This is a genomic window from Nonomuraea sp. NPDC049624, from assembly GCF_040675255.1.
In the GTDB taxonomy this organism is placed as follows: Bacteria; Actinomycetota; Actinomycetes; order Streptosporangiales; family Streptosporangiaceae; genus Nonomuraea.
Genome location: NZ_JBFAOR010000023.1, coordinates 1 through 22,451, shown reverse-complemented (window position 1 = coordinate 22,451; position 22,451 = coordinate 1). Strand labels below are relative to the sequence as shown.

Annotated in this window: 16 protein-coding genes; 6 read left to right on the top strand and 10 right to left on the bottom strand. The window is 73.0% G+C overall.

Translation table 11 applies throughout. The features are described from left to right. Positions 1–99 precede the first annotated feature (99 nt). On the bottom strand, positions 100–3,105 hold the full coding sequence (locus AB0J76_RS47680; protein WP_352326285.1) for a M4 family metallopeptidase: 3,006 nt from the start codon (positions 3,103–3,105) through the stop codon (positions 100–102). Positions 3,106–3,345: 240 nt separating this feature from the next. Here AB0J76_RS47680 and AB0J76_RS47675 point away from each other — a divergent pair, with 240 nt between their 5' ends. Continuing rightward, entirely contained in the window at positions 3,346–3,546 is a 201-nt protein-coding gene (locus tag AB0J76_RS47675) for a hypothetical protein (protein WP_352326284.1), read from the top strand. Next, positions 3,543–5,807 (top strand): hypothetical protein, encoded by a 2,265-nt coding sequence (locus tag AB0J76_RS47670; RefSeq protein ID WP_352326282.1) that lies wholly within the window; start codon positions 3,543–3,545, stop codon positions 5,805–5,807. Before AB0J76_RS47675 ends, AB0J76_RS47670 begins: the two co-directional genes overlap by 4 nt. A 15-nt stretch (positions 5,808–5,822) precedes the next feature. Here the strand turns inward: AB0J76_RS47670 and AB0J76_RS47665 are convergent, their stop codons facing one another. The 3 genes from AB0J76_RS47665 to AB0J76_RS47655 all read right to left on the bottom strand — a co-directional run bounded on the left by AB0J76_RS47665 (position 5,823) and on the right by AB0J76_RS47655 (position 11,543). Continuing rightward, positions 5,823–7,238, bottom strand: a complete 1,416-nt coding sequence (locus AB0J76_RS47665; protein WP_352326281.1) for an amino acid permease — start codon at positions 7,236–7,238, stop codon at positions 5,823–5,825. A gap of 89 nt (positions 7,239–7,327) precedes the next feature. Further along, positions 7,328–10,696 (bottom strand): right-handed parallel beta-helix repeat-containing protein, encoded by a 3,369-nt coding sequence (locus tag AB0J76_RS47660; RefSeq protein ID WP_364394022.1) that lies wholly within the window; start codon positions 10,694–10,696, stop codon positions 7,328–7,330. Between the two features lie 412 nt (positions 10,697–11,108). Further along, a complete protein-coding gene (locus AB0J76_RS47655) occupies positions 11,109–11,543 on the bottom strand; it encodes a hypothetical protein (RefSeq protein WP_352328488.1) in 435 nt (144 codons plus the stop codon). A 137-nt stretch (positions 11,544–11,680) separates the two neighbouring features. Between AB0J76_RS47655 and AB0J76_RS47650 the strand changes: the two genes are divergently transcribed. The 3 genes from AB0J76_RS47650 (at position 11,681) to AB0J76_RS47640 (ending at position 14,756) form a co-directional block, all read left to right on the top strand. Further along, entirely contained in the window at positions 11,681–13,669 is a 1,989-nt protein-coding gene (locus AB0J76_RS47650; protein WP_352328486.1) for a sensor histidine kinase, read from the top strand. Between the two features lie 11 nt (positions 13,670–13,680). Further along, complete coding sequence (locus tag AB0J76_RS47645; protein ID WP_352328485.1) at positions 13,681–14,307, top strand: response regulator transcription factor; 627 nt, start codon at positions 13,681–13,683, stop codon at positions 14,305–14,307. A 188-nt stretch (positions 14,308–14,495) separates the two neighbouring features. Beyond that, the gene (locus tag AB0J76_RS47640; RefSeq protein WP_352328484.1) at positions 14,496–14,756 is read left to right on the top strand and encodes a hypothetical protein; all 261 of its coding nucleotides are present in this window, start codon (positions 14,496–14,498) and stop codon (positions 14,754–14,756) included. Positions 14,757–14,804: 48 nt separating this feature from the next. Here the strand turns inward: AB0J76_RS47640 and AB0J76_RS47635 are convergent, their stop codons facing one another. The 5 genes from AB0J76_RS47635 to AB0J76_RS47615 are packed head-to-tail and all read right to left on the bottom strand — an operon-like array spanning position 14,805 to position 18,332. After that, positions 14,805–14,984, bottom strand: a complete 180-nt coding sequence (locus AB0J76_RS47635) for a hypothetical protein (RefSeq protein ID WP_352328482.1) — start codon at positions 14,982–14,984, stop codon at positions 14,805–14,807. A gap of 27 nt (positions 14,985–15,011) precedes the next feature. Beyond that, complete coding sequence (locus tag AB0J76_RS47630; RefSeq protein WP_352328490.1) at positions 15,012–15,467, bottom strand: S26 family signal peptidase; 456 nt, start codon at positions 15,465–15,467, stop codon at positions 15,012–15,014. Between the two features lie 5 nt (positions 15,468–15,472). Further along, positions 15,473–17,293 carry an ABC transporter ATP-binding protein gene (locus AB0J76_RS47625; RefSeq protein WP_352328481.1) on the bottom strand — a complete coding sequence of 607 codons (1,821 nt, stop codon included), beginning with the start codon at positions 17,291–17,293 and terminating at the stop codon, positions 15,473–15,475. Next, on the bottom strand, positions 17,290–17,820 hold the full coding sequence (locus AB0J76_RS47620) for a hypothetical protein (protein WP_364394016.1): 531 nt from the start codon (positions 17,818–17,820) through the stop codon (positions 17,290–17,292). The genes AB0J76_RS47625 and AB0J76_RS47620 overlap by 4 nt, the downstream gene beginning before the upstream one ends. After that, positions 17,817–18,332, bottom strand: a complete 516-nt coding sequence (locus AB0J76_RS47615) for a MauE/DoxX family redox-associated membrane protein (protein WP_352331302.1) — start codon at positions 18,330–18,332, stop codon at positions 17,817–17,819. The genes AB0J76_RS47620 and AB0J76_RS47615 overlap by 4 nt, the downstream gene beginning before the upstream one ends. 128 nt (positions 18,333–18,460) lie before the next feature. Between AB0J76_RS47615 and AB0J76_RS47610 the strand changes: the two genes are divergently transcribed. Next, positions 18,461–21,796 carry a BTAD domain-containing putative transcriptional regulator gene (locus AB0J76_RS47610; protein ID WP_364394013.1) on the top strand — a complete coding sequence of 1,112 codons (3,336 nt, stop codon included), beginning with the start codon at positions 18,461–18,463 and terminating at the stop codon, positions 21,794–21,796. Positions 21,797–22,271: 475 nt separating this feature from the next. On the opposite strand, the gene AB0J76_RS47605 is transcribed toward AB0J76_RS47610, so the two are convergent. Further along, a partial coding sequence (locus tag AB0J76_RS47605) for a VOC family protein (RefSeq protein ID WP_352330923.1) occupies positions 22,272–22,451 on the bottom strand: 180 nt, incomplete at its 5' end.

The following is a 22,451-nucleotide window of genomic DNA, read 5'->3' as shown; positions in this document are numbered from 1 at the left end:
TGCCGGAGCGCCGGAAGCCAGAACGGAGGGGGTCCGGTGGGACCCCCTCCGCTCCGGCCCTCAGTCACCCCCCGGGTACGTGGGGCACCGGGCGGACCGTCATCCGATCCGCTGCCACAGAGCCGGTACGACGTCGGGCGTCCAGTCCGGCTGCGAGGTGTGGGCGATCACGCAGCGGTAGCGGACACCCTGGTAGGTGACCTCGTCGCCGGCGTTGTAGGCGTGCCATTCCTGCCAGGTGTCACCGCTGCCGCCACCGTTCACCGTCAGCGAGAACGACGTGCCGTGGCTGGCGGAGCCGTTCGCGTTGAGGGTGATCGTGTACGTCTGCGCCGGCGTGCTGGACGACGTGGTCACCGTCACCGTGGACGACTCGCCCGAGTTGATGGACGACGGGCTGAAGGTGACGGTCGCGCCCGGCGGCACGCCGTCGGCCGCCAGCGTGAGCGGGATCGGCCGGCCGGTGGTGACCTGCGTGCTCAGCGTGGTGGTCGCCGTCGCGCCCGCCGTGACGGTGGCCGACGACGGGTCCGCGGCGACGGTGAAGTCGCCCGCCGGCGTGCCGCCGGTGACCGTGAGCGCGTAGCTCGCCGTCTGCGTCTGGGCCGTGCCGGTGGCCGTCACCGTGATCGGGTACGTGCCGTTCTTCGCCGTCGAGGCCACCGTGAAGGTCAGCCTGGAGGACTGGCCCGACTGGATCGTGGCCGGGTCGAAGGCCGCGGTGACGCCGTTCGGCAGCTTGGCCGCCGACAGCGTGACCTGCTGGGGCTGCCCGCCGGTCGTCGCCGTGTTCACCGTGGTGGCCACGGTGCCGCCGGCCGTCGCGGTGCCCGCCTCCGGGTCGAGCCGGACGGAGAACGCGTCCGGGTCACCGGGCCGGGAGACGGTCAGGGTGTAGTTCTGCGTCTGCGTCTGGGCCGTGCCCTGGGCGATCACCTGGACGGTGTACGTCCCGGCCGGCACGGAGGACGCCGTCGCGAGCGTCAGCGCCGACGACTGGCCCGACTGGATGGTGGCCGGGTTGAACTGGGCGGTCACGCCCGCCGGGAGCGTGCCCGTCCTGAGCTGGATCTGCTGGGCGTTGCCGCTCGTGGTCGTGGTGGTCAGCGTCGAGGCGGTGCTGCCGCCCGCGTCCACGGACCCCGACGTGGGGCTGAGCGTCAGCGAGAACTGGTCGGGGATCGGCCGGTTGACGGTCAGGGTGTAGTTCTGCGTCTGCGTCTGGGCCGTGCCCTGCGCGATCACCTGGACGGTGTACGTCCCGCGGGCGGCGTTCGCCGCCACGTTGAGGGTCAGCGTGGACGACTGGCCGGACTGGATGGTGGCCGGGCTGAACTGGGCGGTCACGCCCGCCGGCAGCGTGCCCGTCCTGAGCTGGATCTGCTGGGCGTTGCCGCCGGTCGTCACCGTGCTCAGGGTCGTGGCGGCCGAGCCGCCCGGGTCGGCCGCGCCGGAGCCGGGGCTGACCTGCAGCGAGAAGGTGTCCGGGTTGGCCACGCAGGTCGGGTCGCTGGTACCCCGGACGCTCACGGCGTCCCAGGCCGACTTGACCGCGTTGAACTCCACGCAGCTGTTCGGGAACAGCGCCTTGGCCGCGTTGAGCGAGGCCACCCGCGCCTTGGCGTGGGTCCACGGCTGCGTCTTGGCCTGCAGCGTGCCCATGAAGATCTTGCCGGCCTTCTGGATGCCGATGCCGGTCACCGAGGACGGTCCGCCGGTGCAGATCGGGCTGCTCGGCTTGCCGCCGCCGGGGTTGTTGCCCTCGGCCAGCAGGTAGAACCAGTGGTTCTGGGGCCCGGCCGCCGCGTGCACCTCGGTGGTGGGGATCGCGGTGCTGTAGCAGTTGGGGTCGCCGACCTGGGACGGGTTGTACATGTACCGGATCGGGCCGTTCCCGACGAGGTTGACCTCTTCGCCCACCTGGTAGTCCGGCGGGTCGTTCGGGTTGTTGGCGTAGGCCTCGGTCAGCGCGCCGAAGATGTCGCCCGTGGACTCGTTCAGGCCGCCGACCTCGTTGTTGCCGGTGTCGCCGCCCGGGGTGTTGGTGAAGACGGAGTGGCCGAACTCGTGGCCGACGACGTCCATCGGGGTGGCCTGCTGGTTACCGGCCTGGTTGTGGCCGAAGGTGGTATACGAGCCGTTCCAGAAGGCGTTGACGTCGTTCAGCCCGACCCGGATGGGGAACGAGCGGCCCGTCCCGCTGTGGCCGTTGCGGCCCAGCCAGTCGCGCAGCATGTTCCATTCCATCTGGGCGGCGTACAGCGCGTCCACGCAGGCCGTCTCCAGGTCGGTGCCCGAGCCGTTGCCCCACGAGTCGCTGCTCTTGGTGTAGGCCGACCCGTTCTGGCCGCCGCACTGGAGGCCCGGCCTGGTGGTGTCCACCATCCGGTACGAGCCGGCGGAGCCGCTGGTGTCGATCGTCACCGTGCCGTCGTAGAAGCCGCGGCCGGTGCCCTCGTGCACCTTGTCGAACTTGTCGATCAGCGAGCCGGAGCGCGCGTCCACGAACACGTCGAGGATGCTGGGCCTGCCGGTGGCCGTCCGCCCGGTGACCTGGACCCGCCAGGCCAGCTTGGGGGTGGCGCTGGTGGCGTGCACGACCAGCTTCGCCGTGGTCACCTCGTCCACCTGGGGCAGGAGGGCCCTGGCGGTGGCCGTCGCCTGCCTGGCCGTGACCGAGGGCTCGGTGCCGACCTTGATCTTCGCGGTCTGGCCGGTGACCACCTGCTGGATCACCTGGCCGGCCCGGTCGGTGCCCACGACGACCTCGCCGCCGTAGACGGGCAGGCCCTTGTACGTACGTTCGTAGGTCAGATATTGCAGGCCGTAGGTTCCGGCGACGTTGGACGAGAGAGTGAAGGCGTCGCCGGAGCCCTTGTGCAGGCGTTCGGCGCCGGCGGCGAGTGCCGCGTCGGCGTTCACTTTCGCGCGGTCGCGCGATTTGGCGTCCGCCGGCGCGAACGCCGGGGGTTCGGTCCTGGCGACGGTGGTCGCCGCGGTGGATAAGTGCGCCTTCGAGGTGGCGCCGGCGGCGCCTGTCATCGAGGCGGTAAGGGCCGCCGCCGCCAATATGGCGATCGTGCCCGACTTGAACGTGCTGTTCACTCTGGGTGACTCCTCTCACATGTCCCCGGGGGTGTGGGGATCGAAGGAGCCCTTTGGCTGGGGCTTGCTTAAAGTTGTCACCCAGGGTGGTCAGGCGAACAGCTCACAAATTTCCATAACGCCACGGTATGCCGGGGGCACCGGCAGATCCGGCTCCACAAATCCTTGATCTTCAGCAAATGGACGCTGATATCCTCCGAAAAAGGGCGGGCTCGAAGGCTCGAAGGACGGGGAGCGCACGTGCGGCACGCACCGGACCAGGCAGACCGGATCCGCGCCCGGGAGCGCGTCGTGCTCGACGCGCCCGGCCCCGAGCCGGAGCCGCCGCGCCCCGGGGCCGAGCCCGCGCCGTGGCTGGCGCGCCTGCTGGACTTCTCCGGGCAGGCGTTCGACGGCGACCGCACGCTGCCGGCCCTGTGGCCGAGGGACGCGGCCCGATGAGCGACTCGACAAACGGCTCGACAAGCGGCTCGACGAACGACGCGATGAACGACCCGACGAACGACGCGATGAACGACCCGACGAACGACGCGATGAACGACCCGACGAACGGCCCGGCTACCGGCGCGACGGGCGGTACTGACCGGGCGGACCTCGTCCTCGGACGGCGTCTCGGGCGGGGCGGCCGGGGCACGGTCCACGAGGTGCCCGGGCGCCGGATCAACGGCCAGTTCGAGGTCGTCTACAAGGAGTACGACCCCGCCGTCCTGCCTGGCCTCGACGCCGGCGTGCTCACCGAGATGGCCGGGCTGATCGGCCGGCTACCCGGATGGGACGCGGCCTGGTTGTGCGACAAGGCTGCCTGGCCCGCCGAGATCGTCCGGCACGACGGCGCGGTCCGCGGCTTCCTCATGCGGTCGGTGCCCCACCGGTTCTCCTTCGACCTGCGGACGCCCTCGGGAACCGAGCGCCGACCGGCCACGATGGAGCTCCTGCTCAACCACGACGCCCACACCCCTGCCGACGATCCTGCCCACGTCAGCACCGGCGACCCCGCCGACGCCGGCGCTCATGACGGCGCTCACGGCGGTGGCATCGGTCGGCGGGTCGATGATCGCGACCGCCTGCTGCTGCTCGCCGACCTGGCCGACACGCTTGCCCGCCTGCACGCGATGGACATCGTCGTCGGCGACCTGTCGCCCGAGCACCTGCTGTTCGCCACGGACGGCTCCCCGGAGTGCTTCCTCATCGGCTGCGACACGATGCGGCTCGCCGGAGCGGCGGCGTTACCCCAGGTGGAGACGCCCGGCTGGGAGATCCCCGCCGACGAGCCCGACGGCACCCCGCAGGCCGACGCCTACAGGTTCGCGCTGCTGGCCGTACGGCTCCTGGCCCGCGACCGGACCTCCACGGACCCCAGACGGCTGGCCGCCGTCGCCCCCGCGGCGGCCGACCTCGCGGCGGCGGCGCTCGATGGGCCCGCCGACGAGCGGCCGCGTCCGGAGCAGTGGGCGGAGGAGTTGCGGCAGGCCGCCGCGTCGGCCACGCCCGCGCCCACCCACGCACCGCCCCCACCACCCCCGCTCCAGCCCCCGCCACCCCCGCCGTCACCCCCACTGGTGCCATCGCCGTCATCCCCACCACCGCCCCCGCCACCATCGCGAGGACTGCCGCTGCTGCCACCGGCACCATCGCAAGGGTCCCCGCTGCTGCGGCCGCCGTCACCTCAGCCGCCGTCACCTTCGCTGCTGCCCCCGGCACCATCGGTGGGGCCGCCGTCGCCGCCTCCGCCGGCGTTCCCAGCACCGTCACCGGCACCATCGCCGGGGGCGCCGCTCCTGCCGTCGCCCTCACACATGTCGCCGCCACCGCCGCAGGGGACTTCGAGGCCGCCTTTCCCAGGGCCCGGGGGGCCGCCTCCGTCCGGTGCCGGTCTCAGTACGGGGATGAAGGTCGGTCTGGGGGTCGGCTTGGGAGTGGTCGGTGTGGCGCTCGTCGTGGCGGCCGCGGTGTTCGTGGTCTCGGTGGTGAAGGATCTCGGCCCGGAGCGCGGGGACAGCCGGCTGACGGCGGCGTCCTCCGGCTCGCCGGACGCGGTCGCCCCCACACCGTCGCCGTCGCCGGCCACCCCGGGGCCCACCGAGACGCCCACCGAGACGCCCACTGAGACGCCCACCCTCGAACCGCCCACCGAGGAGCCGTTCGACCCGGGGGACCTCGACCGCCAGGACACCGACCCGATCCCGCTGACGCCGAGCGCCCTGCTGCCCAGTTCCTTCACCACGGCCAAGGGCGTGCGCTACACCCTCCGGTCGAGCGGCGTGGACAAGTGCCCGGACGCCTACCACGCGGCCAACGTCCGCTCGGTCCTGCGCAAGGCGCGTTGCTCGAAGATGGTCAAGGGCTCGTACGTGAACCCCGGAGCCCCCGGGAACAAGCGCATCATGGTCTCGGTGTGGGTCGTGCCGCTGAAGAACGACGGCCGGGCCGACACCGCGTACGCCCGGCTCGACGACGCCTACGCCGACGCCTGGGGGATCGTATGCCCCAGGAAGGGCCCCGGCTCGGGGCTGTGCCACTCGACGAGCTGGAGCCGGGCCCAGACCTGGGGATGGGTGGGGTACACCCACCGCTACCTGCTGCACACCATGGCCGTCTACACCAACCGCGCCAACTCCACCAGCACCCGGCCGTGGCTCAAGGACGCCTCCAAGGCCGCGTACAAGGCCATCGGCCCCAAGGTCTACCAGGACACGAACTGACCCCGCCGCCGGACGTCAGTCGGGGCGGTTCAGCGCCGAGTGGCGGCGCCCGTAGGCGAAGTAGATCACCAGCCCGATCAGGAACCACACGACGAACCTGAGCCAGGTCAGCGGCTCCAGGAACGTGATCAGCCAGAGGGAGAAGAGCACCCCGATCGCCGGCACCACCGGCATGCCCGGCATGCGGAAGCCGCGCGGCAGGTCGGGACGCCGGTAGCGGAGCACGATCACCGCCGCGCAGACCACCACGAAGGCCAGCAGGATGCCGATGTTGGTCAGCTCCGCCGCCTCCCTGATCGGCAGGAACCCGGCGATGAGCGCGGACCCGGCGCCGACGATCCAGGTCACCCTGGACGGCACGTGCCGCACGGGGTGGAGCTTGGCGAACCAGGAGGGCAGCAGCCCGTCCCGGCTCATCGCGAACCACACGCGGGTGACGCCCAGCATGAACGTGAACATGACGGTCAGGATGCCGACGATGGCGCCGACCGCGATGACGCTGGCCAGCCCGGACAGCCCGACGGAGGCGAACGCCGAGGAGAAGCCGCTCTCGGGGTCGATGTCCTGGTAGTTCTGCATGCCGGTGAGCACGAGGCAGGCCAGCACGTACAGGACCATCGAGATGGCCAGGGAGTAGAGGATGGCCTTGGGCATGTGCCGCTGGGCGTCCTTCGACTCCTCGGCCGCCGTGCTCATGGCGTCGTAGCCGAAGACGGCGAAGAACACGGTGGCCGCGCCGGTCACCGCCCCGCCGAAGCCGAAGGGGAAGAACGGCGTGTAGTTGGCCGTCTCGATGTAGAAGAAGCCGACCACGATCACCAGCAGCACCACCGCGACCTTGATCGCGACGACGAACGTCTCGAACCGGGCGGCCGACCGCATGCCGAGGTTGAGCAGGAACGCGATGAACAGGCACAGGATCGCCGCGAACAGGTCCACGACGTGTCCCGGCCCGGTGCCGGGCGCGCCGAGCATCCAGGCGGGCAGGTCGATGCCGAACTGGCCGAGGAGGAAGCCGAAGTAGCCGGAGATGCCGATCGCCACGACCGCGACGATGGCGGTGTACTCCAGCAGCAGGTCCCAGCCGATGAACCAGCCGACGATCTCGCCGAGCACCGCGTACCCGTACGTGTACGCCGATCCGGCCTTCGGGATCATGCCGGTGAACTCCGCGTAGGAGAACGCGGCGGCGGCGCTGGCGATGCCGGCGATCAGGAAGGAGATCACCACGGCGGGCCCGGCGGTCTGGTTGGCGACGGCGCCGGCCAGCGCGAAGATGCCGGCGCCGATGATGCCGCCCACCCCGATCGCGGTGAGCTGCCAGAGCCCGAGCACGCGGTTGAGCTCGCCCTCGTGCTCGGTGGCGATCTGTTCTACTGGTTTGCGGCGGAATATCCCGGACCCGCCGTCGAAGCCTCGCGCAGACGTCATGGCGGGGTCCTGCCCTGACAGGAAGCCCGCCACGCGCATGACGGCGGAAGTCGGACAGACCGGCTGGAAGGAGCCGGTCCGTCCGCTGCCTACCCGGCGTGTCCCACGGTGACCTGGGCGCGGGCCTCGGTGGCGTTGCCCGCGCGGTCCACCGCCCGGTACGTGATCGTGTAGACCCGGTCCTGGCCGCCGTCCCGCTCGGCGCGCAGGGCGAAGGAGGTGTCGGCGGTGCCGGTGGCGGCCTCGCGCACGTCTTCCCGGGCGTCGCCCTGGGAGCTGGTGATCGAGACCAGGGTGACGGTGACGGGCCCGGCGTCGGACGCCTTCAGCGCGACCTGCACCGGCACCAGCTTGCGGTTCGGCGGCCACAGCCGGGCGGGGTCCGGCGTGACGGTCAGGGCGGGGGCCGTCGCGTCGATCCGGACGGTGACCGACTTCGGCTCCTCGACGTTGCCCGCCCGGTCGGCGCTGCGGAAGGCCAGCACGCTCTCGCCTTCGCGGTCCACCCGGACGGGGGCCGTGTAGGGCTGCCAGGAGCCGTCGCCGAGCCGGTACTCGGTGCGCGCCACGCCGGAGCCGGCGTCGGCGGCGGTCAGGACCACCTCCACGGGCCCGTCCGACCAGCCGGCGGGCACCCCGGACGCGGTCGTCACCGGAGGCTCGCCGTCCTCGCTCGCGGGGGCGGAGTGGATCTTGAAGCCGTCCACGATGAAGTACGAGCCGTCCTTCTTGACGCCCTTGAGCGTGTGCGGGCCGGGCGCCAGCCCGGTCCTGGTGTAGACGACCTTCTGGTACTCCCGGGTCGGGTTGCTGTTGTCGATGGTGGCGTCGAGCTTGCCGTCCAGGTAGAGGTCGACCTTGCCCTCGTCGGAGTTGACCTGGGCGATGTACTCCACGCCGGTGCCGTGGAAGGCCAGCTCGAAGGAGTCGCCGTCGGTCTGGGTGGCGTGCAGGTCGTCGAGGGTCGAGCCGCCGCCGCCGCGCCGGTCGTTCTTCCAGTCCCAGCCCTCGCCGGTGTAGGTGACGCCGGAGACGTTGTCGATGGTCTCCACGCCGTACGCCTTGGTCAGGCTCAGTTCGGTCAGCGCCTGCGCGCGCCAGACCTTCAGCGGCACCGGACGCCCGGCGGGCGTGCGGTTGTAGACCTTCCAGAAGCTGTCGCGGCCGGTCACCCTGGTCCCGGCGATCTCCCTGATCACGTCGCCGGTGCGCAGCCCCTGGCCGTGGGCGTGGGACCCGGCCGGGACGGCGGCCAGGAACAGGCCGTCGTAGTCGGTGAGCCCGACCGAGGACTTCACCTCGTCGCTGTGGACCTCGGTGGCCGTCGCGCCCATGAGCGGCTCGGCCAGGTTGCCGATCGTCATGCCGGTCTCGGGCGCACGCCAGGTGAGCGGCGGCGGCGTGGGCGAGCCCGGCTTGCCGAACCCGGTCATCGGGAACGGCTGGAAGCCCAGCGCGAGGGCGGGGGAGCCGGCCTTGAGCGTGTAGTCGAGCTTGGCCGGGTCGGCGTACGGGCTCTGCCCCTCGAACAGCGGGTCGGCGACCACCGAGCGGGTGTCCAGCCCGCGGGCCCGCCACGCGGCGCTGATGTCGGCGACCGGCTTGCCGTTGTTCCAGAACAGGTTGTCGTCGTAGACCGTCCCGGACGTGGACGGGTCGCTCTGGATGAAGTCGTAGGGGTCGTCGGTGACGAAGATGTTCTTCTCGACGACGTCGCCGTTGCTCGCGTAGGAGACGTGGAAGTGGCCGCCGCCGTTGACGAAGATGTTGCCGCGCACGGTCCTGAAGAAGCCCTCACGCAGCTTCACCCCGCCGTTGAGCAGCAGGTTCCCGGTGACCTCGTAGTTGGAGGAGCCGTCGTCGAGGTCGACGTCCCAGTGGGAGGAGTGCCGGATCCGGTTGTGCCGGATCTTCGTCGTCTCCATCGCGTCGAGCTTGGCGTACGCCTTCTTCTGGGCGTCGCCGGCGGTCAGCGGCCAGAAGCGGTCGCGGCCCCAGGTGTTGATCGGCCCGTGGTCGGAGGTCTCCTTCACGCAGTCGAAGATGTCGTTGTCCTCGATGACGTGGCCGCCCCAGGTGCCGTCGTTGATGTCGACGCAGGCGCGCGGGCCGTCGTGCACGGTGTTGCCGGACACCGTCACCCGGCGGCTCATCGAGATCTGCACGCCCGAGCTCTGCTTCTCGAACCGGCCGTTGCGGGTCATGTGGTTGCCGCTGATGGTGATGTCGCGCGGGTAGTCCTCGGTCTTCGGGCCCGGCGTGGTGTCGGTGATCGTGCGTCGCATGTCGTCCCAGGTGGACGGCTCGCGGACGGCCGCCGGCGAGCCGACGACCGCGACGTCGCTGGCCCCTGACCCGCGGAACTCGCCGCCGGAGACGACGTTGCCTTCGGCGTACCCGTCCATGAAGACGGCGTTGCCGCCGACCTGGTCGAACCGGGCGTCGCGGATGGCGACCCGCTGGGTGTTGCGCAGGTAGACCGCGCCGGCGCGGACGATGGCCCAGTCGCCGAGCTGCAGTTTCTCGTACGGGCGGCTGAACAGCGTGCGGTGGGTCTGGGTGAAGGTGAACCCGGTGAAGGTGAGGTCGCGCACCGGCGCGGAGGGCGAGTCGCCGACCACCCGCACGAGCTCCTCACGCTCGGCGGTCTCGACGCGGGCCGTGGCCGGGTCGAGGCCCGCGGGCGGCTGGAGGTAGAGGCGGCCGGCGTCCTTGTCGTAGAACCACTCGCCGGGGGCGTCCAGCTCCTCCAGGACGTTCTCGACCATGCGCTTCTGCGGATGCAGGCCGTCGCCCCGGTTGTTGTCCCCGACCCACTTCAGGATCGGGGCGCCGCCGGCTCCGACGCCGGTCACCCTGAACGAGTTCCCGCCCCATTCGCCCTGGTGCAGCCCGCGGACCAGCGCGGTCGTGGGGTTCTTCCAGCGGGCCACCCGTTCGGGGGAGATGGCGTCGGCGGCGTACCCGTCGAGCACGGGCTCCCTGGGATCGACGTTGGGGTAGCGGGCCAGGATCTGCCGGGCGCCGTCGAGGAAGAGCTCGTCGAAGTCGAGGCCCGCGCCGATGTCGGCCACCAGGGTCGCGCCCTGGTACGGGGTCCAGGCGGGGGTCAGCCGGCGTCCGCCGCTGAGCACGACCTGCTCGCCCGGGGCCGCCTCGTAGACGGCCCCGGAGTCGGCGGGGGTGAAGGTGAGGGGCTCGGCGAGGTGGTAGACGCCGCCGCGGACGCGTACCCGGGGCGGCTCGGGCGCGCTGGGCAGGATCGCGCGCACCGCGCGCCGGGCACGTTCGATCGTACGGAACGGCGCCGCCTCGGTGCCGGCGGCGGCGTCGTCGCCGTCGGGGGAGACGTGGAAGACGGTGCCGGCCGCCTGGGCGGAGGCGGGGGAGAGAGCGGTCAGTCCGGTCGCGGCGAGCGTTGCCGCGAGGAGCAGCCGCCAGGGCTTGCCGTGGCGCACAAGGGCCTCCAGTGGGGGGATGGCCCTCATTGTGGCCAACCACTCAGACGAAGGCGATCACGCCAAGGTCACGTTTCATCCGACCAATCAACCTCTTAGAGCCTGTAGTGCGTCGAAAACTGCGTTTTGTCCGCCATGTGATCGGATCTCTCCGGGTGTGGCCCATGCCCGAGCAGGTGGTTGTGGCTCGTCTTGAGGGTTAGGCCTCCCAGTGCCCCGCGCCGTTTGCAGCACGCAGATGGCGGTCATCGCATGGCAGGCTCGGCCATCACGTGCTCTTGAGGATCCTGGCGACCTGGACGCGGTTGCCGCTGACCGGGAGTGGCTGGCCTCCATGATGGCTGGACGTGCTGCGGACGGGTCGTGATGGTCCACCTTGCGCCGCCGGCTCCGGCGATCGACGTTTTCCTGCTCACGCAAGTGGCTTACGGCGGCGCAGCAGCCTGACCAGCCGGATCGCGGCCAGCACGCCCACCCCCAGATGCGCGCACACCAGGACGATCTGGAAGATCCGCTGCCCGCCGGTGAGGTCGGCCGCGTAGCCTCCGTCGTAGAAGCCGGACATGAACGCCAGCACCCCCGCCACGACCAGCAGCCCGGCGGCGGGCGCGGCGAGCGCCCGGCGGCGGCTGGTCGCCCCCGCGACCAGGACGACCTGCGCGCCCATCATCGGGATCGGCGCCGACAGGCGCGCCTGGGGGCCGAGCGCGTCCAGAAACGTGGCGTTCAGCCCGGCCGACAGCGAGATGAGCGCGCCGGCCAGATCCAGGGCGAGCAGCAGCCCGACCCCGGCGAGCAGCGAGACCTTCAGCGGCCGATCGGTGGTGGTCGTGGTGGCGACGGACATGTTCTTCTCCTGAGGTCGTAGGGAACGGCCTCAAGGATGTGCGGGGCGGCCGCCGGGCGTCATGAGTCTCATGTCCCGACCCGGAGGGGACTTCTCGTCCCGTGACGGCGGGACACCCGGGTGGCACGATTCACTCCATGAAGGACAGATCGGTACGGCGAGCCTCGCTGGTCGGCGGGGTGCTCGTCGCCCTCGTGGTCGGCTCGCTGGCGGTCGAGCCGCGGCTGCGGGCGCTCGGCGTCACGGGGATCGTCGAGCGGTTCGACGCCTTCCGCGGTGTGGCGGCGCTGTCGTTCGGCGTGCCGGGGCTCTTCGTGGTGTCGCAGCGGCCGGGCGGGCCAGCGGGCCGGGTGGGCTGGGTGATGGTGTTCACCGGGGCGGCCCAGGCGGTGGGGCTGGCGCTCGGCACGTACGGGCTGCTCGGCATCAACCAGGGTGTCGAAGGCGGCGTCGGGGGCGGGCGGCTGCCGGGTGACGACTGGGCGATGTGGGCGTCCAACTGGTTGTGGATGCCGGCTTACCTCGTCGTGCCGACGGTCTTCCTGCTGATCTTCCCGGACGGGCGGCTGCCCTCGCGCCGCTGGCGGCCCGCGCTGGTGGCGGCGCTCGTCGCGATCGGGGCCAACACGCTGGACTGGATGCTGCGGCCGGTGCCGTACGAGAACGTGCCCGGCCTGTTCCCCGACGGGTACGCGGGCGTGCTGGCCGGTCTGCGCGGCCTGCCCGACGTGCTGGACGGGCCGGTCGTGGTGTGCACGGCGGGGGCCGTGGCCGCCGCGGTGGCCTCGCTCGCCGTCCGCTACCGGTCGTCGGGCGAGGAGGTGCGCAGGCGGCTGCAGTGGGTGGTGGCCGCCGCGCTGATCACGGTCGCGCTGGCCGGGGTGGCGCTCGCCGCGCCGTGGGGGGCGGGCGCGCTCGTGCTGGCGGCGGTGCCGCTGCCGGTGGCGGTCTCGGTCGCGATCGTCGCCCACCGCCTGTGGGACCTGGACCTCCTGCTGTCGCGGGCGCTCGCCTTCGGCGCGCTCAGCGTCGGGCTGCTGATCATGTACGCGCTGGTCGCGTTCACCCTCGGTGGCATCGTCGGCGCGGGCGTGTCGGCGGTGCTCGTGGCGCTCGTCGTGCATCCCCTGTACGCCCGGGTCCTCGCCGCCGCCAACCGTCTGGTGTACGGCGACCGCGACAACCCGGCCCGCGCGCTGCGCATGCTCGGCACCCGCCTGTCCGGCGCCGGCGTGCCGGGCGAATTGCTCGACCAGATGGCCGCTGAGGTCGGCAGGGTGTTGCGCGTCCACTACGTCGCGGTCGAGGAATCCGGCGCGGTCGTCGCCTCCTGGGGCCGTCCGGGAGAGGTCGCCGAGAGCGTGCCGCTGCTGCACCGGGGGGAGCCGGTCGGCGCGCTGCTGCTCGGCGAACGGCTGCGCCCGAAGGACCACAGGCTGGTGGGCGAGCTCGCCCCGCACGTCGCGGTGGCCGTGCACGCCCACCGCCTCGGCGCCGACCTGGAGCGCTCGCACGGCCGTATGCTCGCCGCCCGCCAGGAGGAACGCGACCGCCTGCTGTACGAGCTGCACGACGGCCTCGGCCCCAACCTGGCCGCGCTCGCGCTCCAGACGGACCGCGCCCGCCGCCTCGTGGACACCGACCCCGCCAAGGCCAAGGGGGTGATGGACGAGCTGTCCAGGCGCATCCGCGCCACCGTCGAGGACGTCCGCACGATCGTCAACGACCTGCGGCCGCCGCCCCTGGACGACCTGGGCCTGGCCGGCGCGCTGGCCGAGCTCGGCAGGGGCTTCGCCGGCGACCTCGCGGTCGACGTGGAGGTGCCGCCCGACCTGCCCGTGCTGCCGCCGCCGGTCGAGCTCGCCGCCTACCGGATCGCCGCCGAGGCGCTGACGAACGCCGTACGGCATGCCATGGCCTCCCGCTGCACGGTCACGCTGCGCGCCACCGACACCCTGGAGCTGCGCGTGCAGGACGACGGCGTGGGCGTCGGCGCGCCCGTCCGGCGCGGGTTCGGCCTGGCCTCGATGCGGCGCAGGTCCGAGGAGCTGAACGGCACGTTCGAGCTGGTCACCGGCTCGGGCCCGGGCACGCTGCTGCTCGTCAGACTCCCGCTGGCGGCCTGATGATCAGGGTCATGGTGGTGGAGGACCACCCGGTGTTCGCCGAGGGCCTGGTCGCGCTCCTCGGCGACGCGCCGGAGATCGACGTCGTGGGCGTCGCGAGCACCGGCGAGGCCGCCGTCGACCTCGCCGGACGCGTCGCGCCGGAGGTGGTGCTGATGGACCTGCACCTGCCGGGCATCAGCGGCGTGGAGGCGACCGCCCGCATCCTCGCCGACCGGCCGGAGACGGTCGTGCTGGCGCTGACGATGCTCAGCGACGACGAGAGCGTGCTCGCCGCGATCCGCGCCGGAGCCCGCGGCTACCTGCTGAAGGAGTCGACCGGCGAGGACATCGTGCGCTCGGTGCGGGCGGTCGCGGCCGGGCAGGTGGTGTTCGGCGCCTCTACGGGCGAACGCCTGCTGTCGGTGCTCGCCACGACCGCGGCACGCCCGCGCCCGCTGCCCGAGCTGACCGACCGCGAGGTGGAGATCCTCGACCTGGTCGCGGTCGGCCTGAACAACCAGGCGATCGCGCGGCGGCTCGTGCTGAGCGAGAAGACCGTGCGCAACCACGTCTCCAACATCTTCGCCAAGCTGCACGTCTCCGACCGTTCGGCGGCGGTTGTCCGGGCGCGGGATGCCGGGCTCGGCTCCGGCTGATCATCGCCGACTTCCGTCCGCCCGCGACGTGCTCGGCGAGGCGTTCAGTACATCGCAAGCCCCGTCAGAACACGGGCCTCGGATCTGCGCGTGATCTGTCCCACCAGGTCAGACCTGCCGCAAGGGCCCAGCTGGGGGAGCCGGCAGGGTGTTTGCGCCCGATCGCCGGGGTAGGCCCCGATCGTGCGATGGTCTGGCGTGCGGGCTGGACCCTGTCCGTGGTGATCTGCCGCCCTGCGCTGCGCGTGCGGGGCGGCCACCATGAGCAGCGCTGCGTGAATCTCCTCCAGGGCCGAGTGCCGCCGGTCATCACTCGCATCACGGCAGGTCGTAGCCGCCGATCACCGGCCATCTCGCGCAGCAGGCCGATCGTCGCGCTGTCGTCGGATTCGCCCGGCTGGAACGCTGCGCCGGCCGCCCTCACCTTGAACGACGTCCACGGCTGGTGACTGGGCCGGAGGCCGGGCGGCGGGCTGCCGTCCGGCCTCCGAGGTTGGTCAGAACGAGGGGCAGGGGTTGTTGCAGGCGGTGTAGTTCGACGTGCAGTCGGTGTAGAAGAAGATCCGCTTGTAGTAGGAGCCGCCACAGTGGTCGCACCAGGTGCGGTACGTGCAGCCGGCGCCGGCGGTCGTCTGGGGGAGGACACGGGCGAGCACCCGCTCCGCGAGCTTGACCATTGCTGTTGTCCTTTCCTCACCTTTTCCTCACCGCCCGGCGGGACGCCGGCGCGGAGTTCGCGGCAGGTGGCCGACGACCACGCCCAGGAGCTGCCGGGCGGGTACGTAGCCGAGCCTGCGGGAATCGAGGCTGATCGGCCGGTTGTCGCCGAGCACGACCAGCTGTCCGGGTGGTACGACGGGCTCCGGCCGGGTCGCCAGCGCGGGCACTTCGGCGCGCGGCACCGGATCCCCGGGCACCGCCGCCGCCCGCTTGACCATCCACTTCATGCCCAGCCCCGGAGCCGCGGCGACCACCACGAGCCGTCCTGGCCGCACCCGGGCCAGGGGCGACCTGCGCACCAGGACACGATCGCCGTGCCGCAACGCGGGCTCCATGCTCCGCCCGCGTACGGTCACCGTGAGGAACCGCGCCCGCAACACGAGAACCAGGACGACGAGAAGAACCAGGACGACCACGCCGACGACGCCCGCCACGGCCACCGCGGTCAACGGACGCCCGCCGGGGCGTAGCCGCGGGCCTGGGTCGCGAACAGCTCGGCGTACCGGCCGCCGGCGCGTACCAGGTCCTCGTGGTCGCCGCGCTCGACGATCCGGCCGTCGGCGAGCACGGCGATCGTGTCGGCGTCGCGTACCGTGCTCAGCCGGTGGGAGATCAGCAGTGTCGTCCGGCCGGCGCGGTGCTCGCGCAGGACGGTGTGCACCTCGTGCTCGGCGGCCGGGTCGAGACCGGCGTTCGGCTCGTCCAGGATCATCAGCTCGGGACGGTCCCGCAACAGCCCTCTGGCCAGCGCGATCCGCTGCCACTGCCCTCCTGACAACGTCACGCCCGACTGCTCGTCGTCGGAGAACAGCTTGGTGAGCAGCGTGTCGTAGCCGCGCGGCAGCGCCCGTAGGATCGCGTCGGCGCCCGCGCGGACGGCCGCCGCCTCGATCCGCGCGCGCCCGGCCGTCAGGTCGCCGACCGCGATGTTCTCGGCCGCGCTGAGGTCGTAGGCGGCGAAGTCCTGGAAGACCGCGCCCAGTCGTTCGCGCAGCGCCGCCGGGTCGAGTTCGCGCAGGTCCACGCCGTTCCAGAGGATCGCGCCGCGCTCGGGGTCGTAGAACCGGCACAACAGCTTGACCAGGGTGGACTTGCCCGCGCCGTTCAGGCCGACCAGCGCCAGCGAGTGGCCGGAGGGGATGTCGAGATCGACGCCGCGCAGCACCCACGGCTGGTCGGGCCCGTAGCGGAACCACACGTCCCGCACCTCGATCCCCCGCGGGACCGGGCCGGGGGACGGCGCGCCGCGCCCGGACGGCGTGCGCGGGGCCAGGTCGGGTGCGGTGTCCAGGACCGCCCGGTAGTGGCCGAAGAGCAGCAGCGCCTCGTGCGCGGCGGCCAGGCTGCGCACGCCCGCCGCCAGCCCGCCCTGCGTGCCTGCCACCGCCGCCACGAACACCGACAGATCGCCCACCGACGCCCGGCCCGCGGCCGCCTCCGCCACGATCCACACCAGCCCGGCCCCCCAGATGGCGGCGGCCAGCAGCGCCTGCCCGCCCTGTCCCCGGAGCTGCCGCACCGCCACCCGCCGCCGCTCGGCGTCGATGGCCCGCAGCTCGGCCAGCATCCGGCCGCGGAAGAAGTCCCCGAGACCGAACAGGCGGATCTCCTTGGCGGCGTGCGGCATGCTCAGCAGCCGGGCGAAGAACAGCTCCCTGCGCTGCCCGTGTCCCGTGGTCCGCATGACCTCGGCCTGCTCCCGTCCCAGCCGCAGGTGCACGCGGAGCAGCGGCAGCGCCGCGACGGCGACGAGGACCGCGACAGCCGGGCTCACTCCGGCCAGCGTGGCCAGGAATCCCGTCGTCATGAGCACGGCCTGCGCCAGGCCCAGCGCGCTGGTCACCACCCGGCCGGGCCCGGCACTGCCGGCCCGCTCGGCCAGGTGCAGCCGGTCCTGGAACGCGGGCTCCTCCAGCCGGGCGAGGCCGGGCAGCGCGTTCACGGCCGTGTAGAGCCGGTCGCGGACGAGCAGGCCGACCCGGCGCTCGAACTCGGCGCCGGCGAAGGTCAGCACGTACGGGCCCGTCCCGGCGACCGCGGCCAGCGCCAGCAGCGCGGCGACGTACGGCGCCAGGGCCGCCGCCGTGGTGCCCCGCCCCGCCACCTCGTCCAGGACGAGCTTGGTGTACCAGGCGGTGAGCACCGGCGCCACGCCCGTCGCCGCGGTCAGCACGGCCTGCAGCACGACGTACCATCGGCCCGCCTCCCAGGCGAGCGCCACGGCCTGCCCGAGCGACCGCGCCGGGCTCCCGTCGCCCGGCCTCACACCGGCTCCGCGGTCGGCAGCGCGGCGGGCTCGGTGCCCGAACCGCTGATCACGCCGCGTTCGTCCAGCAGGTAGAAGGCGGGCAGCCCGCGCAGTCCGAAGGCGCGCCACACCGGCCCCTCCGGCTCCTCCTCGATCACCACCTTGGCCGCCGGTCCGATCCTGGCGGCCAGCTCCGCCACCTCGTCGGGCGTGCCGATGAGCACCGCCAGCACCTCCTCCCGGCGGAAGCGGCCCCGGCGCACGTAGTCCAGGAGGCCGGGCAGGCGCTCGCCGCACAGCGAGCAGGCGGGGCTGAAGAAGCCGACCAGGCGGATCGCGCCGGCGTCCACAAGCTCGCCGTCGCGGGTGGTGGCCGTGAACGGCGCGGGCGTCGTTCCGGGCGGGAGCACCGGCAGGGGGATCCGTTCCGGCGCGGGCCCGGCTCCGCGGGCGCCCCCGCTGCCGCGGAGCCGGGCGATGAGCGCCAGCACCAGCAGGAGGTTCAGCACGCTCAGCACGGTGACGAAAATGAGCAAGTACGTCATCGGAACACGCTCCTGAGATCGTCGATCTTGATGAGCAACAGCGCCGCGACAGCTCCGGCCAGCCCCGCGACGGCGCTCTGCGCCAGGGCGCCGGCCAGGACCGTCGCCGCCGGGGCAGCGCCGGCGACGTACCCGAGGACGCTCACGCCGGTGAGCAGCACGTTCCTGACCACGTGCACCGGCCCCAGCGTGCGCGGCGGGCCGCCGAAGCACAGGCAGGACGTCGGCGTACGCCGGGCCACGGTGAACGCGACGGCCGCCGTGAAGACCGTGCAGACCGCCGCGGCCAGGGCGAAGCCGTACTGCGGCGGGACCGGCGCGACCAGCAGCACGACGACCGCCGACTCGGCCGTCGTCACCGCGCCCGCCGCCCACCCGCGCCACCGGCGGCGGACGATCCCGCTCTCTTCCAGCGACCGCGCGAAGGCGGGCAGGTCGCGTGCCTTGCCCGCGACCGCGGCGCCGAACACCACGACGAGGGCGACGCCACATCCGACGGCGAGAAGGTCCATGCGCCGAACCGTAGAAAATCGGCGCCTCGGATTTACTGGCAAGCTTCTTAACTATTTGCCAGTATGTCCACCAGGCACACGGGGTGTCTGAGGCGGGGCGACCGGCAGGAATCGCGGCGGGAATCCAGATGAGCTCGGGCGGTGAAGCGCTCCGGCGCAGGCGGGTGGCGGCGGGATGGAGTCAGCTCGAACTGGCCACCCGCGCCGGTGTAGGCGTGCGCACGCTGCGCGACATCGAGCGGGGACACGTACGCCGCCCGCAGCGCGCCTCCCTGGAACGCCTGGTCGCCGCGCTGCCCCTGGCCGACGCCGACCGGGCCGAGCTGCTGGCCGGCTTCGAGCGCGCCGCGCCGCCGTGGATCGGGGTGCTCGGCCCCCTCGCCGTCCGACAGGGCGGCGTCGAACTGGACGTCGGCGCGGCGATGCCCCGGGCCCTGCTCGGCCTGCTGGCGCTGCACGCCGGGCGGCCGGTCCCGTCCGACGAGATCGTGGACGTGTTGTGGGAGGACCGGCCGCCGCGCACGTACGACAACCTCATCCACGTGTACGCCGGCCGGCTGCGCGCGGTCCTCGGCACAGAGGCGATCCGGCGCACGTCCGCCGGCCACCTCCTCGCGTCCGCCGCCGATTGCCTGGACCTGGCCGCCTTCGAGGCACTGACCGCCCGCGCCGGCACCCTCCCCGACGAGCCCGCGGACGACCTTGCGGCGGCGCTCGCGTGCTGGCGCGGTCCGGTGCTCGCCGGATCGCCCGGCCGTCTGCGCGAGCACCCGATCGCGGTGGCCGCCGCCAGGACGCGCGTCGCCGCCGCCCTGGCCTACGCCGACGCCGCCTCCGGCGCCGGGCCGCAGGTGGTGGCCGCGCTGTGGCGGGTGGTGCACGACGAGCCGCTGCACGAGGGCCTGGCCGCCAGGCTGATGACGGCGCTGGCCGAGCAGGGCGAGCAGGCGGCGGCCCTGCGCCTGTACGGCGAGATGCGGGCCAGGCTGGCCGCGGAGCTGGGCGTGGAACCGGGGAACGAGCTGCGCCGGGCCCGCGAACGCATCCTCACCCGCCCGCCCGAGGTCCCGGCCGGACGGCAACCGGAACGGGCGGTGACCGTGCCCGCGCAACTGCCCGCCGCCGTGGCCGCCTTCACCGGCCGTACCGCCGCGCTGCGCCGCCTGGACGGGCTCCTGGAGGGGCGGCGGGAGAGCGCGGCCATCGCGGTGCTCACCGGCACGGCGGGCGTCGGCAAGACGGCGCTCGCCGTCCACTGGGCGCACCGCGCCCGCGACCGGTTCCCCGACGGCCAGCTCTACGTCAACCTGCGCGGCTACGCCGCCGCGCACCCGCTCGGCCCGATCGACGCGCTCGCCCGCTTCCTGCACGCACTCGGCGTGCCACCCGAGCAGGTCCCCGCCGACCCGGACGAGGCCGCCGCCCTCTACCGGACGATGCTGGCAGGCAAGCGGGTGCTGGTCGTGCTGGACAACGCCTCGGACCCAGGCCAGGTGCGCCCGCTGCTGCCCGGCACGGCGGGCTCGGCCACGCTGATCACGAGCAGGGACACGCTGGCCGGGCTGGTCGCGCTCGACGGCGCCCGGGTGCTGCCACTGCCGGCGCTCACCGAGGCGGAGTGCCGCGACCTGCTCGCCCGGCTGCTCGGCCGCGCGCAGGTCAGGGCCGAGCCGGCGGCGGTGGCCGAGCTGGCCGCCCTGTGCGCCCACCTCCCGCTCGCCCTGCGCATCGCCGCCGCCAACCTGCTCGGCGCGCTCGCGCCCGCCGCCTCCAGTCAGCCCGTTCGGCCCGCACACCGGCCCGCCGCCGGGCCCGCCGCCCGGCCCATCGCCCGGTACGCCGAGCGGTTGCGCGCAGGTGACCGGCTGGACGTGCTCCAGATCCCCGGGGACGTCGAATCGGCCGTGCGGACCACGTTCCACTTCTCCTACACCGCGCTCACGCCGCCCGCGCGCCGGTTGTTCAGGCTGCTGGGCCTGATCCCCGGCCCCGACATCACCGTCCCGGCCATGGCCGCGTTCCTGGAGACGACCGAAGAGGAGGCCGAGGCGCTGGCGGCCGCGCTGCGCTCGGCGAGCCTGCTGGATGAGCACCTGCCGGGCCGGTTCGCCCAGCACGACCTGCTGAGGTTGTGCGCCGCCGAGTACGCCCGCGACGAGCGGGCCGAGCTGGTCCGCCTGCACCGCCACTACCTCGACCGGGCCGACGCGGCGGCACGTACGCTGTACCCGCAGTTCCTGCGGCTGCCCATGCCGCCCGCCGCCGAACGCTTCCCCGACCACACGGCCGCGTCCGGGTGGCTCGACGCCGAGTTGCCGAACCTGCTGGCCACGGTGACCCACACCGCCGAGCACGGCCCGTACGAGCTGGCCTGGCTCATCGCCGACACCCTGCGCGGCTACTTCTTCCTGCGTCACCAGGTGGCGGAGTGGCGCACGATGGGCTACACCGGCCTGACGGCGGCCAAAGCGGCCGACGAGCGACGGGCGCAGGTCGCGCTGCTGCTCAGCCTCGCCGGGCTGAACGGGTTCCAGGGCCGCCAGCAGCAGGCGCTCGACCATTACGCGGAGGCCATGCGTCTGGCGGAGGAGACCGGCTGGCACGAGGCGCTCACCGCCGCCCTGTGCAACGCCGGCGCCACGTACGCCGACCTGGGCATGCTCCGCGAGGCCGTCGATCACCTCGAACGCGCGCTCGCCCTCAACGAGGACCTCGCCCACACCCCGGCCAAGGCCATCAACCTGGGCAATCTCGGCTGCCTCTACCTGGAGATGGGCCGCCTGCACGATGCCGAGGCCAGCCTGACCCGTTCGCTGAGTCTGTGCCGCGAGCTGGAGCACCGGGCCAGCGAGGCGAACGGCCTGGCGATCATGGGCGAGGTGCTGCACGGCCTGGACCGGCTGCCCGTGGCCCGCGACACCCTCCTGGCCGCGCTGGACCTGCACCGGGAGATCGGCAACCGCGGCAACGAGGCCGACACGCTGCGCAACCTGGCCGCGGTCGAACGCGACGACGGCAACCTCGGCGAAGCGCTCCGGCTGGCCACCACGGCGCTTGAGGCCTCCCACCAGACCGGGCACCGCAGGCTCGTCGCCGACACCCTGCACACCCTCGGCCTGATCCACCTCGCGCTCGGCGACGTGGACGCCGCGCTCGACCACCACAGCCGGGCGTTGGAGCTGGCCAGGGCGGCGGGCAACCGCTATCCGGAGACGAAGGCGCTGCTCGGCCTCGCCGCCGGCCAGAGCCTGCGCGGCGCCCGCGAACCGGCGCTCCGCCACGCCGACCTGGCCCTGGCGCTGGCCCGTACCGCGGGGTACCGCCTGCACGAAGGCCTGGCGCTGGCCCTGCGCGCCCACATCGGCGGGGACACCGGCGACGCGCGCAGGGCCGGAGAGGTGTTCACGGAACTCCGCCTGACCGCCAAGGCGTGGCGACGCGCCTTCCTCCCCGCGGCCCGCTGACCGGGCGCCGGGCCGGTCCTTCAGGACTTCGCTGCCAGGGCCATCCGCATGCGATCGAGTCACCTCGCCCGGGATGACGCCGTGGACCTGCTCGATCGGCACGGGCTGCCGAAGGAGACGTACCGGAACCTGTACGAGGAGGAGTCAATCCTCGTGCCCGGCCCCGCCACGGTGACCGGCGAACTCTCCCGCCGACAGGCACGGGCGCACGCCGTGGGTCGACGAGCAAACGGCTCCCGGTCGCCGCTGCCGTGCTGAACGTGCTGCAGGACCACGCAAGTGATCATTCTTCTCCGTCGGGCCTGGCCGGGGGATGTCCGGTGTTGATGGGCGGCCGAGTCCTCCGCGAGATACGACATGGACCGCGCGGGTGCGGTCGTGATCGCGTCTGGGGGCGCCCAGCCGGGTCCCGCACCCTCCACAGGAAAGGCCACCTCGTCCCGGGCCGCGAGCCGAAGCGCGCTGCTCGCCCGTTCTAGATGGGACGATGATGGACGTACTCCACCACTGTCCCGTCGGGGTGCCGGGCGTTGAAACCGGCTCCGGTCGGCACGTCCTGGAGCGGGAACACGATCTCCGCGCCCTCAGCCACCAGCCGCTCGTAGTACGGCCGCACGTCGTCCACCAGCAGGGTGCCCACAGTGTCCCGGAACGG

Coding starts and splice junctions, on each gene's coding strand:
- AB0J76_RS47670 (WP_352326282.1), top strand. CDS start 3,543: ATGAGCGACTCGACAAACGGCTCGACAAGCGGCTCGACGAACGACGCG.
- AB0J76_RS47645 (WP_352328485.1), top strand. CDS start 13,681: ATGGTGGTGGAGGACCACCCGGTGTTCGCCGAGGGCCTGGTCGCGCTC.
- AB0J76_RS47640 (WP_352328484.1), top strand. CDS start 14,496: ATGGTCTGGCGTGCGGGCTGGACCCTGTCCGTGGTGATCTGCCGCCCT.
- AB0J76_RS47620 (WP_364394016.1), bottom strand. CDS start 17,820: ATGACGTACTTGCTCATTTTCGTCACCGTGCTGAGCGTGCTGAACCTC.
- AB0J76_RS47650 (WP_352328486.1), top strand. CDS start 11,681: ATGAAGGACAGATCGGTACGGCGAGCCTCGCTGGTCGGCGGGGTGCTC.
- AB0J76_RS47635 (WP_352328482.1), bottom strand. CDS start 14,984: ATGGTCAAGCTCGCGGAGCGGGTGCTCGCCCGTGTCCTCCCCCAGACG.
- AB0J76_RS47665 (WP_352326281.1), bottom strand. CDS start 7,238: ATGACGTCTGCGCGAGGCTTCGACGGCGGGTCCGGGATATTCCGCCGC.
- AB0J76_RS47655 (WP_352328488.1), bottom strand. CDS start 11,543: ATGTCCGTCGCCACCACGACCACCACCGATCGGCCGCTGAAGGTCTCG.
- AB0J76_RS47615 (WP_352331302.1), bottom strand. CDS start 18,332: ATGGACCTTCTCGCCGTCGGATGTGGCGTCGCCCTCGTCGTGGTGTTC.
- AB0J76_RS47610 (WP_364394013.1), top strand. CDS start 18,461: ATGAGCTCGGGCGGTGAAGCGCTCCGGCGCAGGCGGGTGGCGGCGGGA.